This is a genomic window from Desulfacinum hydrothermale DSM 13146 (assembly GCF_900176285.1).
Lineage (GTDB): Bacteria > Desulfobacterota > Syntrophobacteria > Syntrophobacterales > DSM-9756 > Desulfacinum > Desulfacinum hydrothermale.
In genome coordinates, this window is record NZ_FWXF01000006.1 from 105,483 (window position 1) to 121,078 (window position 15,596).

7 protein-coding genes and 1 pseudogene are annotated in these 15,596 nt (G+C 55.1%); 3 read left to right on the plus strand and 5 right to left on the minus strand.

Annotated features, from left to right (window positions below):
* Positions 1 to 6: 6 nt before the first annotated feature.
* From B9A12_RS07190 to B9A12_RS17785, 5 genes are all read right to left on the minus strand, one after another.
* Complete coding sequence (locus tag B9A12_RS07190; RefSeq protein ID WP_084057214.1) at positions 7 to 1,641, minus strand: glycosyltransferase; 1,635 nt, start codon at positions 1,639 to 1,641, stop codon at positions 7 to 9.
* Between the two features lie 93 nt (positions 1,642 to 1,734).
* On the minus strand, positions 1,735 to 3,330 hold the full coding sequence (locus B9A12_RS07195) for a TPR domain-containing glycosyltransferase (RefSeq protein WP_084057215.1): 1,596 nt from the start codon (positions 3,328 to 3,330) through the stop codon (positions 1,735 to 1,737).
* A 65-nt stretch (positions 3,331 to 3,395) separates the two neighbouring features.
* Complete coding sequence (locus tag B9A12_RS07200; protein ID WP_084057216.1) at positions 3,396 to 4,526, minus strand: tetratricopeptide repeat protein; 1,131 nt, start codon at positions 4,524 to 4,526, stop codon at positions 3,396 to 3,398.
* Positions 4,527 to 4,722: 196 nt separating this feature from the next.
* A complete protein-coding gene (locus B9A12_RS07205) occupies positions 4,723 to 6,981 on the minus strand; it encodes a glycosyltransferase (RefSeq protein WP_170920420.1) in 2,259 nt (752 codons plus the stop codon).
* Positions 6,982 to 7,108: 127 nt separating this feature from the next.
* The gene (locus B9A12_RS17785) at positions 7,109 to 10,078 is read right to left on the minus strand and encodes a glycosyltransferase (RefSeq protein ID WP_084057218.1); all 2,970 of its coding nucleotides are present in this window, start codon (positions 10,076 to 10,078) and stop codon (positions 7,109 to 7,111) included.
* Positions 10,079 to 10,517: 439 nt separating this feature from the next.
* Here B9A12_RS17785 and B9A12_RS07215 point away from each other — a divergent pair.
* The 3 genes and pseudogenes from B9A12_RS07215 (at position 10,518) to B9A12_RS07225 (ending at position 15,493) form a co-directional block, all read left to right on the plus strand.
* Positions 10,518 to 11,839, plus strand: a pseudogene (locus B9A12_RS07215) (IS1380 family transposase).
* Positions 11,840 to 12,540: 701 nt separating this feature from the next.
* Entirely contained in the window at positions 12,541 to 12,756 is a 216-nt protein-coding gene (locus B9A12_RS16915; RefSeq protein WP_170920421.1) for a hypothetical protein, read from the plus strand.
* Positions 12,757 to 14,440: 1,684 nt separating this feature from the next.
* Complete coding sequence (locus B9A12_RS07225) at positions 14,441 to 15,493, plus strand: glycosyltransferase family 4 protein (RefSeq protein ID WP_084057285.1); 1,053 nt, start codon at positions 14,441 to 14,443, stop codon at positions 15,491 to 15,493.
* Positions 15,494 to 15,596 lie beyond the last annotated feature (103 nt).

Sequence of the window (15,596 nt, forward strand, 5' to 3'; positions counted from 1 at the left end):
CACCTTTCACGCGAGATTTGTTTGGCCGTTCACCGATTCTTCCCACCGGGCGAGGCGCCGTGCCAGCCGTGCCAAGCCGTCCTTTTCTTGCTCCTCCAGGTGGTGGGCGAGCCCATGAAAGACCAAGCGGGCCTGGGCTCCGTTGGGCTTTTCCAATCCAAGAAAGACGGCGAGATTCTCTCGTATCTTTCCAAGCGCGGACGAATCGTGTCGGTCACACGCCATGATTCCATAAGCCAGAAGAACCGGAACCTGGCAGCAGCCCTGGTGCACCAGCCGGCGGAACATCTCAAAGGACTCATCCGATCGGTTGCTTCTCCACAGGAGATTGGCCAGGTGGATGGCCGCCCCTTCGGCAGCTTGGTCCAACTCCAAAGCCTTTCGCCAGCACGTTTCGGCCCTCGGCATGTCCCCCATCCGTTCCCACACCACGCCCCACTGTTCCCAGCCCAAGGCCGTGAGATCTCCCAGTTCCAGGGCCTTTTCGAAGGCCGTTTTTCCCAACCCGTATCGACCGGCTTCCGCAGCCCATACACCCAGGTTCTCCCAAGCCTCTTTTCGGGCCCCGGTACCATCCAGCAAGGTGATGGACCGAAGGGCCTCTTCTTCTCGGTCCAGACAAAAGAGGCTCAAAGCAATCCGGGCGGCCACCTGCGCGGGGCCGATCCTGGGGGTTGGAAGGGCCGTGGGTTTTTGTTTCTCGGGGTCGACACGAGTCAAAAACCGCAGGGCATCGGCATGGGCTTCCAAGGATTGATAAGATGTCCCTATTCGAAAAAGTGTCAGGGGATCCAGGGCGGACTCACAGGTGATTTTTGCCAGCAGGCGACGGGCGTCCCCGTTCTTTCCGCACTCCAGCCATTCCTGAACCAGGAAGAGCTGAGCATCCAGCCACTGATTTCGAAGCAGATCATCGGCGTCCTTCTCTGAGTGAAACATCCGCTTTTCCAAGTGGTAAACCGCTTTTTGCATGTGCCGGATGGCCGCCGGGTGGTTGCCCGCATGGCGATAGGACAGGGCCAGATAATAATGCAACGTGGCATCGTCTCTTCCCTCTTCCAGCTCCTTGAGAAAGAGACGAATGTTTCTCCGTACCTTTTTTTCCAAAAGAAGCGGATCGTTGTAGCCGTGGTGGGTGATGACGATGTCCACGTCCACCGGGCGCAGTTCCTTTTCCAGACCGTCCCAATCGATGCTTTCGTGGACCCTTCCCTTGAACCGAACGTCTTGTCGGTTGGGGATACAGCGAATCTGCATCAGGGAACGATACAGCTCGCCGTTTCGGATGTCTTGGAGTTCGAAGGCGAAGGCACGCCGGCCGTCGAATTGCTTTTTGAGGGCGTTGATCTTGGCGGCATTGAGCGCATCCACGCGATCATCGGCATCCATCCAAAGGAAGTAATCACAACGAGCCTGGCGGAAGGAAAAGTTCCGGGCGGCTGCAAAATCATCGTGCCACGGGTAGTGGTACACGTGGGGGGTAAAGGAAGCGGCCAGCGCCGCCGTGTCGTCCGTGGAACCGGTGTCGACCACGATGATTTCGTCGGCAAAGTCTCGGAAGGACTCCAGGGCCTGGCAAATGTTGGAAGCTTCGTTTTTGACGATCATGCAAACGGACAGGGAACCCGAGGCATCCCTCATTCGTAAAAACCTCGTATTCAAAGGTGGAGCGCCATACTTTTGACGGCCGCTCCAATGGAACCACACAAAAGGAAACGGGAAACGCCCGTCGGCCTACCACATGGCCCCCACGGCCTCCCGGGACCGGCCATGGCGCAAGAGATGGGCGGCCCGCTCTCGGTCTCCCAGCCCATACCACACGGCGGCCAGCCGCCGCCTCACTTCCGGGTTGCCGGGGTCGAGCTCCAAAAGGGCTTCCAGCGCTTCGGCCGCCCTGGCGTAATCTCCCGCCTTGATCCGGCAAACCGCCAGGGCGTCCAGAACGAGGGGGTGAGTGGGACCGTTTCGCACGATCCGCTCCAGAACTTTGCTCAAGGCCCCGATCCGCTGGGATTCAAAACACCGCTCCACCAGCGTCGTAAAGATGGACCCGGCCTTCTCATTGTGGAAAAAAGAAGCCCCCGCATCTTCCAAAACCCTCAAGGCCTCATCGGCCCGATCCAGACGAAGGAGGGCTTGGACCCAGGGAGCTCCCAGCACCGCCCAGGACGCCCCCAACGCTCCGGCTTGCTGAAAATGGCACGTGGCCGAACGGTAAGACTCCATGGCCAAGGCGCAAAGGCCTTGCAGCAAAGCCACCGTGCCGTCCGGGGAATAAGAACGCGACAGTCTTTCCAAAAACTGGTAGGCCAGGGGATAGCGGCCCACTTCGTAGGCACTTCGGGCGACGGCCCACAAGAGCTCTTTTTCTCCGTGGGCATGCTCCAGGCTGATGTCACTGCGGCGCCTCATGAGCGGCTGGCGCTGAAACTGGTAGGCACCTTGCAAAAGGGGAAGCGCCTCGGCAAACTTCTTCTGGTTGTAAAGGGCGATTCCCAGAAAGAGCCTCCCGGTATGCTGCTGCGTGGTGACGGCAAGGGAGCGCCGGGCCCACTTTTCGGCTTCATCGTATTGACACCGGTGCAGGTGATGGTGAGCGATCATGTTCGCCACCAGGCATTCCATGTTGGGGGTCTCAGGGCCCAGCTCATGGGCCTTTTGCAGGTGCCGAAAACTCCCCTCAAAGTCTTTTTTCCCGATGAGGGTCATGCCGATGTAGTAGTGCACATAAGAACTGTTGGGGGTTTGCTTGAGCTGCGCCATGAGCAGCTCCAGGTTGCGGTCCAATTTGCGTTGCAGCTCCCCGTCGGAGACGGCGTATCCCCAGTGCCGGATGGGCACGGGGGATTGCGCGATGCGCGCGTTCTGGCGAAGCAGCCAATCTCCCACGCTTTCGTGGGCTTTCCCCTCGAACCGGATCCCCTCCAGTTTGCGAAAAAAGCGCACAGCGAAATGGGCGGTAAAGGAGCCGTCCGCCTTCATGTTCTGAATCGGCACCAGATAGGCGTCCACGTCCGTGGAGGCCGCCAGTTCGGGCAATGTCATGCCCCCGGTCCCCTCCAGGAGCTCCTCGTCGGCGTCCAGCCACAAGACCCAGTCGCCCGAGGCGTGATCCAGCGACACATTTCTGGCGGCGGAAAAGTCGCCGTTCCAGGCAAATGTCACCATCTTGGCTCCATAACGGCTCGCCACCTCCACCGTGCGATCCGTGGAGCCCGTATCCACCACGACGATCTCATCCACCTGCCCTTGGACGCTGTCCAGGCAGCGAGGAAGGTTGTGTTCCTCGTTTTTGACGATCATGCACAACGAGATGCGCGGTTTCTTCACTTCCCCCACCTTCGAGCCTTGAGGTGCCCGTTAACGTTTATCAACCGCCCCATGGCCCCCATCCTTCAGTTGGCGCAACCCACCGCCGATTCTTCCTGGCCAAAGCCGGTGTCTTCCTCCAATGGACCGCCCTCGGATGGCGCCTCCTGGATGCGCCGGCGAACGGCGCCGAGAGCTTCGGCCACCTCCTGGTTTTCCTCATCCAGTGCTTGAGCCTGCTCGAGCAGTTCCAGCGCTTCGTCCGTTTGGTCCAGGCGCGCGTAAAGGAGGCCAAGCTGGAGGTAACCCTCCGCGTTTTCGGGATCCAGGCGAACCGCCCGGGCAAACGCCTCGGCGGCCCCTTGGACATCGCCCGCGTCCGCCAGGCGCCGTCCCATCTCCACGTAGATTCCGGCCACTTTCGCATCCAGGTTGTCGGGGCGCCACGCCTGCACACTTTGGCGGACCAGTTCCCGGTACTCCTCCCACACATCCGCCTCTTGGGGGTGTGCCGAAAGGTAGACTTCCAGCAGCTGGGATGCGGTATCGCAATGGCCGGCGGCGCCCAGGGCCCTTGCGGCGTTGAGCAAGATTTCCCCGTCGGTGGGGGCCAGATCCAAGGCCTTGTCCAAATGGGCCAGTGCCCCGTTCAGATCCCCCTGCTGCCAGGCCAGAACGCCCAGGTTGTTGTGCGCCTTGGCATTGGCGGGATCCTTCTCCAGGGCCATTTCAAAGCACGTGCGCGCCCGTTCCAGGTTTTCCTTTTCAAACTCCTCTTCACCCAGCTCCACCAAGAGGGCCGCCTTCGACACCCCATCGTCATTTGATTGACAGGTAACTTCTGTTTCAGGCCCGGACGCATTCAAATGGTCCATGTGATCCTTCACTTCCATATCCCAGGGATTTCGATCCAGGTAACTTTGAAGAATCTCCCGCGCGTCCTGGACTCGGCCGCATTCTTGAAAGACGCGGACACAGTCTTTTATGACCTCCCCATCATCCGGATCCAGCAGAAGGGCCCGTTCCAAGCTCTCCACTCCCTCCTGCCGGTCCCCTTGCTTCCACAGAGCATAGCCCAGCTTGCCGATGGCCCTGGCGTCGTAAGGCCTTTGTTCCACCATCGGTCGGAGCAAGGAAACCGCTTCCTGCCACCGGCCCGCCTGCATCAAAGGCCCCACTTGGCTCAAATCACCACCCATCTGTGCCACTTCAATCATGTCTCACTCCTATGCCATGGAATCCCATCATCCTGCTCAAGGCGTCTTGTCCAATGCTTTGTTAGCAAGATAGATACCAATCCATCTCGTTTGGAAGCCCAGCCCGCTGCAATCCACCGGCTTCTTTGGGAGCTACGACTTTTAAGTAGGACCGGATCAGGGGTTGGCAGGGAAAAGCACTTCACCTCGGCCTTGGTTATCGAGGGACAAATCGGATAATGGGTTTTTGAACGATCTCATGAATCCTTCGGGAAACCAGCCCGGCGACTCGGTCCCAGCTGTGATGACGGCATGCCTGCTCGGCAGCTCTTTCCCCCTTCTCTCTGGCTTCTCTGGGGTTCTTAAAGACATGGACCAGGATTCGCTCTAGATCCCGCACATCCGGTTCGAGAATCCAGCCAGCCCCCCCCGCGAACTGGATGGAAGGCGACGTGAAACTTCTTCGCACGGCGCGAACCTTGTAGCTGGTGGCAGGCGTACAAAAGTCGTCCGTGGCCCCGCCTTGGGTAACAATCACTGGAAGACCGCAGGCCATGGCCTCCAATACCGGCAGAGCGAACCCCTCGCCACGATAGGGATGCACGAGACAATCACACGCCTTGTATAAAGCAGGCATGGTATACTGATCCAAGTCGTTTGTGATGTATAGGATTTCGGGGCTTTCTGGATCTTCTTGAATCTTTCGGATATGTTCAAATGCTCCCTGCCCGCGATAAAATGAATTTTGTCCCATATCCTTTATGACAAGAACCACATCATCGGAACGCGTGAATATTCTCCGGTAGGCGGTCAGCAGAACATCGATCCCCTTACGCCAAATTGTCCCCCCCACAAAAAGAAACTTGAATTGTTTCCTTGTATCCAGGTCAAGGGGCGTAACAGCAGGTCGGAAGATGTCAAGATTAACACCGTTCGGTATGACCTGAACCCGTTCGGCGGGAATGCCGCTGGACACATAGGCCTTCCAAACATGACGGCTGGGAACCCATATCTCATCTACCAAAGAGCTCATGGGTTCCACCCATTCTCGAGGCAACCGACCGTACTCCCACGGCTGAATCATAACCCAGTGACCCCGTTGGGGTGGGCAGAAATTCGGAGGCCATTCGTGCCTCACATGCACGCAATGCTCCAATCCAAAACTTCCGTAGAATCTTTGAGCAAGACACCTGGTCGTAACATCTTCATGGATGGACTGGTGAGATGAATCTTCGGGGATGATGCAGAGTTTCACATCCTCTTGATCCATAAGTCGAAGGCAAATCTCTTTATTGACAAGAGCCAAGGAACTGTACACAAGCTGTGGGCCTTCCCATATAACTTCAATGGAAGATTTTTTCTTTGCTGATGGGGTCAGGATCGCGGAGTCCGAATTCCTTGCTTTCAACTTATGTGTTATGGCCTCCAGGCGATCCAGGGCTTTTTGAGCGGCCGATTCCCAGCGCCATTTTTCCACCACATCCCGACGGGCCCGCTCTCCTTTCCGTCTCGCTTCATGGGGGTAGTCATACACACGGCGCATGAGTGTCTTTAGGCTGTCCAATGATGGAGCCGCCCAATAGTGTCCGCGATAGAAATCAATATCCATTCGAGTCCCAACTTGTTCCAAGCCATCGATATCAATGAGATAAGCATTGCGCTCATTCATGAAAGCCATGTTCCCCCCCCAAGCCGTCCCAATCACGGGTAAGCCGCAGGCCATAGCTTCCATGTAAGGAAGTCCCCAGCCTTCACCGCGCGAAGGAAGCACAAAAGCATCGGCTGAAGCATACAAGTGCGGCATGTCGCCGGCGGGTATTTGAGCACCGAGGACGATAATGGGTGCCACCTCGCTGGGAGATTTACCCACATGTTCCCTGAGGAACTGCCGGATTCTTGCTTGAATCAATTGGCTGGCGTTATGGCAGTCCGTTGCATTGATGGGGTAGGTTCGAAGAATAAGACATACATCCTCTCCGGGAGAAAAAACATCCGCCCAGGCCTTCAACAAGAGATCCCATCCCTTTCGGTAGCTCCACTCAAAAACGGACAAAAAAGCAAAAGCCCGGCGCCCTGGGATGGACAGAGGTTTCAGACCGGGTTTGAAAAATTCAGAGTTAACCCCCTCCGGCACCGTATGCACGGGGACTTTGACCCCGCTTCGACAAAAGGTCTCAACGTTGAATCGGGTGGGTACCCAAATCTCATCCATCCTGTTACAGGCATCCACCCACAAGGGAGGAATCCGATCCGTCTCGAACACCGTTCTCCCGATATTGTAGAGCGCTCTCTCATCACGGTGGAAACCGTAGGCAGGAATGTGGATGAGATTGATATATTCCCTTGGCAGCGGCCGATTCTCCAGGGATCGAAAGAGCTCTCTTTCCCCATCGGCCATGCCTTTAACAAAGTCTGTAGAAAACCGGCCTATCGGGTCCACGCGAAGGGGCCAAACACACTGGATGTGCTTGATCAAATGACGGGCCTCCTCGCCGTAGCCACTGGGATCGTACACAGGCGCTTGCCAGTTAACCATCGGTCGAAGCCGTCCCCGGGCAACTTTCATCATCGGCACCTCGCGGGTATCGCCGGAATCACTCGCATCAGGAATGGATCCAGGCCAATCTGTTTTGAAACCAGCGAACGGCACGCTCCATGTTCCAATGATTCAGGATATGCTGGCGTGCCGCCCGGCCCCGTTGTAGCGCTTCGTCTCGGTTGTCAAAAACATGGCGCATCAGTTCCGCCGTGTGAGAGACGGACGGCTCGGCCAGCTTCTGGTCTCCAGCATAATAGGAGGTTTCTGCAGTCAACTGAGAATCCGCAGGCCGCAACCCCTCCACATCGACCAGATAACTGTTGTCGTCATTCATGTAGTCCAGATGGCCGCCCCAGCGCGTGGCGATAACGGGAAGCTCCATGGCCATGGCCTCCATGTAAGGAAGTCCGAAGCCCTCCCCCCTGCTGGGTAGCACATAAGCATCCGCGGTGGCATACAGCGACGGCATGAACTTTTCGGGAATGAATTTATCGAGCAAAATGATCGGTGGCGTCTCCCTAGGGTCGACACCCAAGTTTCGAATATAGGTTTCCATTCGCTCTCTGATGGGAGGCTCCTTGATTTTGTAGGGATAGGTTCTAAGGATGAGACAAACATCTTCATCCGGCTCAAACGCCGAGAGATAGGCACGCAGGAGCACGTCCCAGCCCTTGCGATGAGTCCATTGAAATACGGACAAGAATGCAAAACCACGTCGATTCTTTATGCTGAGCGGGACAACACGACGCCGGTCATAAACGTTGGTATCGATACTGGTGGGAAACACGTGGATCCGACTCGGATCCACGCCCCCCCGCGCGAAGGTCTCCCTGTTGAAGGTGCTGGGCACCCAAAGCTCATCCATCCCGTTACAGGCATCGGCCCATCCCGGAGGAAGGCTGTCGGTTTCAAAAGTCGTAATCCCCACATACGTATCAAAACCGGGGTTTGCTTCGCGCCAGGCTCTAAAAGCATCGGTTCCGTCTTCTAAATTGGGTACGGCAAAGCATAGATATGCTCCTTGCCCTACTGGCTTTCGCATGAGTTCGTTCCACATGGCCATCTCTGATGGTGTTAAGTGGCGAACAAAAAGCTTATCCGGCGCCGTAGGCACAACGGACAAGAAAATTCTCGTTTGCTGCAAGGCTGCAATCACTTTTCGAGCATGAGATGCATGTCCGTTGAAATTCCAAACAGGACTTTGCCACCTGATTCCCCGAAGGCCCTTGGAGCCTGTCGAGTACCCTGTCTTCCCTTCATCCGGTCGGTTTGGAAAAGCCAAGGGCCCACTCGTTTCCGTAGAAGAAAAACCACCCTCAAGCTCATGACGCCATTTCTGATAAAATCTTTGATAGCTTCGATGATTTAACCTATTGATTTCAGATTGATCGGGCGATGACTTACCCTCGAAGTGAATCACGGTGCTCTCTGGGCAATAGATGATTTTCCTCCCCAGGCATCGAACCTTCAAGTTAAGATCTATATCCTCAAAGTACATATAATAGGATTGGTCGAAGCCACCCAATTTCTCAAAGAGATCTTTGCTGATAAGTAGGCACGCCCCGGTCACCGCTTCCACCTCTCTTTTTCGGTTCACCTCCGCAGCGGTGGATGGAGCACCGCGCCAAACATGAACGGGCCATGGGTAACGAAGGCCTTTTGACTCAATCCAGCGAAAAGCAATTCCGGCGTGTTGTATCGTCCCATCGGGATAAAGTAATTTGGCCCCGACAATCCCCACTTGGTCGTCTTGCCTGTAGGCTTCCACAAGAGCATCCAACCAACCCGGAAGCACCACGGTGTCGTTGTTTAGAAAAACCAACAAGGAGCCACGCGCGGCACGTGCTCCCACATTGCATGCAACGGCAAACCCACCATTTCGCTCTAGATGAATAATTTTGAGAAACGGGTAGCGCTTTTCCACTTTCTTCAGAAACATCCTTGTTTCGTCGGTGGATCCATTGTTCACAACCACCACCTCGAAATCCGGTCCACCGGAACCGCACCGAGCGATGGACCTTAGGCACTTGTCCGTGTAAGCCAACTGGTTGTGAACTGGTATGACAATGGAACACAAAGGTGCGCATGACTCCTTTTCGCCGTAAAACAACCCGGGGGCTTGGCCGGCTCCATCGTCCCTAAAGTGCCCCCGGTCCGCCTTCCCAAACGAACGGCGGTCGCGAGCAGGCATGTTTCCATCTCCGAAGGTGGTTTCAGAAAGAGAAACGGGATACTTGCCTCCACGTCCTTGAGCCGGAATGCGTCGCCCCCGTATTGATCCCCAATCCTCGGTAGGACCGGCTTTTTTTTCGGCGCATTCTTTTAAGGCTTCATACAAGGCGAAGACGTGGGTCATACCATGGGGAATCTGCTTATCGCATTTCTGGTGGTCATGATGCCTTAAATTTGTCCGGACAGTCTGTGCCGCATCCAATATCCTTCTACGAGATACAGATATCTGAGCCCATTGAAGCAACCCGGATAATTCCCCACAAGGATCTCTTAATACATCACCATATTCCAAAACATAAAAACTATCGTTCATAGCTTGGTATAATTGCATGTTATATATATACCACAACTGCATCCCGCGAATCAAATTCAATCCGTTACGGCGATTAAGGCTCTGCGCCACCTCCAAGGGATGCCGAAGTGGTACCACGACTTTTAGTTCGGGAGCCATCGTTTGCCAGAATCGTAGAGTAAGCGAATTACGGGGGTCCTTCCATCCCGAAAAAAAGCGAACTCTCAGCGGTGCAAGGAGTCGTTTCGCTTCCGCACGGATCGGCTCCAGGTGAGCACTGTGAACCCAGTCTTTGTCCGTGTCAGGAGGATCCATCCAAGATCCTCCTAGGGATGCCAACAGACGATCATTAACTTCCACAAAGCCCCTGTTTTCCCAGAAACCTTGCGGGTTGTCGGGTTGCGGCGGCAGAAGATCATGTTCTCTGCCCAAATACATCCCACAAATGTGTAAGAGACGCGTAATCATCGATGTGCCGGATCGATGCATCCCGGCGATACAAAATAGCATGACCCATACCTCCCATTGTTTTGGTACTTGAACATGACAAAGTCAGCGGTCGGCAAGGGAGAAAATCCGATTCTTCAAACTTGCTGCTCGCTGTTTTGTTTGCCAGCAGCACAGAATGTAAAAGACGACCACGGCGACCTCCTTGCACTTCCGAAGCAAGGATTTTAGGTGCTATTCGATTGCGAGGATTCAGCCATACATTTTTCATGCCAACCAATTCGACTGGACCACCAATTTGGAATAACAAAAAGGTTTTGTCTTAGTTCAGCGTGTAAGGGAATTTTCCTGTACCCAAACAACATAGCTATATTGGCCTATTACCTTACTCCGTGAGTTTGCGCATATACATCCCACTATCTTAGCGAATACATCCTATTGAATGTAACCCTTTTTTATGTTATATGGTCCCCTGTCACATTTTCACCCGGCAGGTGCACTTATGAAGAAAATTGAGATCGAACAATCTTCGAAGGCCTTCTACAGCGGGCAGGCTTGGCCCTTGTGGGGAATCTGATCAACGGGTACACGAGTCTGTGCGAGCGGTTGGAAAAGGAAGTTACAGGACGGTCGATGATCTCACACGCGGATGTGGTCAAGACCTACTTGGACCTTCTGTGTCTGGGCAAGAGTGACTTTGAAGCCGGTGCGGGCGTTTCCAGCGATGACTGGTTCAAAGAGGCTCTGGACATTCAGAAGGTTCCTTCGCAAGAAACCATGCGGCAACGTTTGGACAAGCACGCGAGTGTTTTCGAACGCCTTGCCAGCTTAAGTAACATAGAACTGCTTGAGAGGATCCAGGTTCCCGTGACAGCTCTTTCCACGGGGCACGTGCCTTTGGACCTGGATGTTTTCTGCCTGGACAATTCCGACACAAAGAAAGAAGGAGTTTCGCGGACGTACCAGGACTATGACGGATATGCGCCGATCGGGGCCTACCTTGGCCAGGAGGGATGGTGTGTGGGCCTGGAGCTTCGCCCTGGGTCTCAGCATTCTCAGAGCGGATTTGTTGACTTTTTGCGCAAGACGTTGCGGCATGCCCGCAAGGTTACCCGCAAGCCCCTGCTGGTGCGAACGGACGCGGCTCATGATGCCCTGGAAACGCTTGTGGAGCTTCGCCGACATCCCAAGGTGAGCTTCATCATCCGATGGAATCCGCGCAGGGCGGACATCCTTTCCTGGCGTGATCGGGCGTTCAGGGAAGGCCGTGTGTGTGAACCCCGGGCTGGCAAGAAAGTGGCGATCTTCAGCACGTGGGTAACGCGACACCATGAAGAGAGGACCTATCGGTTTTGGCTGGTGATCCGGGTGACCGAGAGGATATCGGATAGCAAGGGACAAATCTTGATCCGGCCTGATATCAATCTGGAGGGCTGGTGGACGTCGCTTTCCGTCCCTGAAGATGAAGTAATCCGGTTGTACGAGAAGCGGGGTCTGAGTGAGCAGTTTCACAGTGAGATCAAGTCCGACTTGGACTTGGAACGATTGCTGTCTGGAAAGTTTGCCACTAATGCGCTGGTGCTGACCCTGGGCGGATTGGCTTACAACATATTGCGCATCCTGGGCCAAACCGGGCTACTGGCCCATTTTTCGCCTGTACGGCATCGGGCCAAGCGGCGTCGCATAAAGACCGTGATGCAGGAGCTGATCTATCTGGCAGCGCGTGTGATCCGGAGCGGTCGTCGGCTGAAGCTGCAGTTTGGTCGGCATTGTCCCGCTTTTCACGCTTTTCGAAGTGTTTATCTCAAATTTTGTCCAGCGTAGGGATCGCCGCCGCAAAAGCCTGAAAGCTCCTTCGGCCATAAGGGGGTGCGGTGTGTTCGAAAATGTCTGAGATGGCATCGTCATGAGGGCTTTTCAGTCCTTGAAAAGGCGATGACCCGAAAAAGTAATGCCCCCAAATGAGTTCCGAATACATGCAATTAAGTTCATTCAATCGTAGTTCATTGATTCAGCTCATTCACCTAACCAATCACTGCAATCCCAGTCAAGCTCACGCTCTATGCCTTTTATCTCATACTCAAAAATTGACCGAAGATATTCCCTTTCTTTATCATTCATTTTTGATGTATAGGGTCGAGAATGGACTTCTCTGGTATTGACGTTCTTAAAAGTATCCACCTCAAGCAAGTGGCATACCTCCCTAAGAGCCTCGTTTGGTTGATATTTCTGGTACTCATGTTTAATAACCAAAACTTTGTCCTTTCGAAAGAATCGCCAGAGCCTTCTTAGTTGTTCTAAATAGTATCCTCGATCAACATACGAAAAAACCCTGTGCTGGTATGGTAGCGCTTCACGGCACCTTTGTTGTTCATTCTGTATCGCATCCCAGAACCGCAAACTTTCTCCTAAATTGAGCGATTTGGGAGCAAAAATCCCACCTAATGGGCTAAAGGTATGGTATAGTGAAGTTATTCAGGCAACACATACTGCACACGTTTAACCCAAAAGGTGGGAGATTGAATATGAGCCATAGCACGGGAGCGACGAATAGTAAAGCGACAATCGATGGCGTGGAAGTGACCAAGGAGACGATCACCGGGCGGGGTGGTTTGAGTCTGTTTGTCCGCTATCTTCGCAACATCCAGATCTTCCCGCAGGTCGATACTTTTTTCGGCTCCATGCGTCCCAGTCGCACGGAATGTGTCAATGAAAATGAGACACCTCCGGTAAAATGCTAGACTCTTACAGCGTCGCTCGAAGGCTTGTTGATCCAGACGCCCTACGGGCCCCTTCCGTTACCCCCATTCCTACCCTTGTTTGCCGATTCTGAACTGATGTCATCCGATCCTCTCTCCTACCCGCCCAACTCAAATTTAACAAGGAGTAGGTGACTCACCTTCATTGGCACAGAGGGCAAAGCGCCAGCGCCCAAGAACGGTTCCTGAGCGGCTGACGCGAGCACCACCACGGGTGACCCGCGGGGGCCGTCGTCTGAAGATCCAATTCAGTTGGCATTGTGTCCTGCCTTATGGCTTTCGCAGCGTCTGTCTCAGCTTTTGCCCAGCGCAGAAATCACGGAGCAGAAGCCCGGAAGTTCTCCCCCCATAGTTCTTTTCCGATCGTGCTATCACTCGGTATTACTTCCCATCATCTCTTAGCACTTCCCATGCCAGAAACACCTTTTCGCGCAATTCGGTCCGGCAGTCCATGACACCATCGTCCGACCCCTTGAAATCACTTGGATCCCACCGACGTCATCACTTGCGCTATTGGGATAGGAAAATCATTGCCCATGCGGACTAAGGAGACAGCGGCCAATGAACAGACAAGGTCCGGCTGGACCCCTGCGACATCATCGATATTTCGCTTGCTGAAACCATGTGCATCAGAAGTATTTTGACGCGCTCGATAAATTGATCCGACTGCAATCCCTCCCAGCAAAGAAGCGCTGAGGTCCTTCCGTTCGCAAGATGGAGACGCTTGAAGCATGACCGCAAGGACGGTATGTAACGATAGGGGCGACAAAGGGACCGGCCGATTATTTGCGAGCGTCGAGGTGCTGCGGCGGTTGCCGGCTTTCTCCGCCTCCAAGAACGCGTCTCGTACTGGAAAATGCGATGAACCTAGGGACAAAAAATCCCCCAAGGGCGGGAAAATGCCTCCATTTCCTCGAATGGACGAAAAACATCAAGGGCCGAAGGATTTGGCAGCCCCATGTCAAACTGATGACATCCCGGTTCTCCCTGCCTCGGGATGCCTGGGCTGGGAGGCATGGGAGTGGGTTCAAGGGATACCGTGATGTTCTCGGCCTGGCCTTCCGATTTGGACAGGGGTGAAAAGGCTTATCCTGCAGGCTCTTTTCCGGTTCGGCTGATGGTGGTGTCGGCTTTGGAAGCCTTGCTGGATTCGGGCCGCCGCAGAACGCCCAAGGGGTTGGGCGCAAGGGCCAGTGAAGATAGGGAGATCGCTCGGCGGATGGAGGCGAGCGGCGGCTTTACCTCCCGAGAAGCCCATTAACGCCAAACACTGGCAGATTGCAGAAACGGCTCCAGAGGCGCGCCGAACGCCTGGACGAAGCACCTTGGGAAGGCTCTTTAGCAAAAACTCTTCCCAACCAAGAATCCTCTAAGGCTGTTGTCGGAACACGGCTTCTGGCCGGGAGAGCAGGACTCATATTTACGCCCGAGGCGAAACGGAGATCCAGGCTCCAGGGAAGATTCTTGTGGCACTTCCATTCAGATGAGCTTTCAGGCCTTTGACCCGCCGGCCCGTGTGCAGGGGCACAACATGGAGGTGGATCTTGCTTTTGGCGTAACCGGAGCCAACGGTTGACATCCACATCCATTAGGGAGGAAGATTTATTTTCTTGTTGCAGCATGGCCCGGTTGTTTGGATTTGTGGCATCTGGCGGAAATGCACACCATGAAAGACCCACGACCTCCCAGCCCTCCCCAGCCAGCCGTGTGGTTTCCTGCCGTGCGCGCCGGAAGCGGCACGGACGTCTTCACAGAGCGGCTGGCCGAAGGTCTCAACGCGCGTGGGATCCGCGCCCAGATCACCTGGCTGCCGCTTCGGGCCGAGTACGCGCCTTGGACCGTCCCCAAGCCCAAACCGCCCGCCTGGGCCAATATCGTCCACGCCAACTCCTGGCTGCATCCCCGCTTTTTGCCGCGCGACCTGCCGCTCATCACCACTTTGCATTTTTGCGTTCACGACCCGGCACTGGCACCCTACAAACGGCTGGCGCAGCGACTCTACCACGCGGTTTGGATCAAACAGGTTGAAGCTTCGCACCTCGCCCGCGCCGCGTGCATCGTGGCCGTCAGCCGCTATACCGCACAGGCGGCCCAAAGAGCCTTTGGGATTGAAGGCATCCAAGTGATTTACAACGGGGTCGATACGACGCGCTTCCATCCCGCCACTAGGCAAGAGCCGAACCGCCCCTTTCGTCTGCTCTATGTGGGCAACTGGAGCACCCGCAAAGGCGTGGATCTGCTCGCGCCAATCATGGAACAGCTGGGTAACGATTTTGAACTGCTCTACACCGCCGACCGCAACAGGGCACACGAACGCTTTGCATTGCCGCCCAACAGCCGCTGCCTGGGGCGACTGTCCGGCGAGGCCCTGATCACCGCCTACCAACAGGCCGATGCCCTGCTGTTTCCGTCGCGACTGGAAGGTCTGCCGCTGACCGTCCTCGAAGCGCAATCCTGCGGCCTGCCGGTGATCGCCGCGCGCAGCTCATCTCTTCCTGAAGTCGTGAAGGACGATGCCACCGGCCTTTCGTGCCCGCAGGACGACATTCACGCATTTGTAAGCGCTGCGCGCAAGCTGGCAAATAACACCGATTTCTGGCGCCGTATGCATGTGGCTGCGAGGGAACGCGCTGAGACTGTCTTTAGCCTGGGAATGATGCTCGACCGGTATATGGAGATATACCGCAGCGTACTCGCCGATGCTCCAACCGCCCTATAAATTGCGACCCGATACAGAGTGGCGGAATTGAAAGAGCCAATTAAAGAGGCCAGAGCCAGCGGATTTTGTTCCTTTTTCAGATCGCCCCTGGGGTTGAAGACAA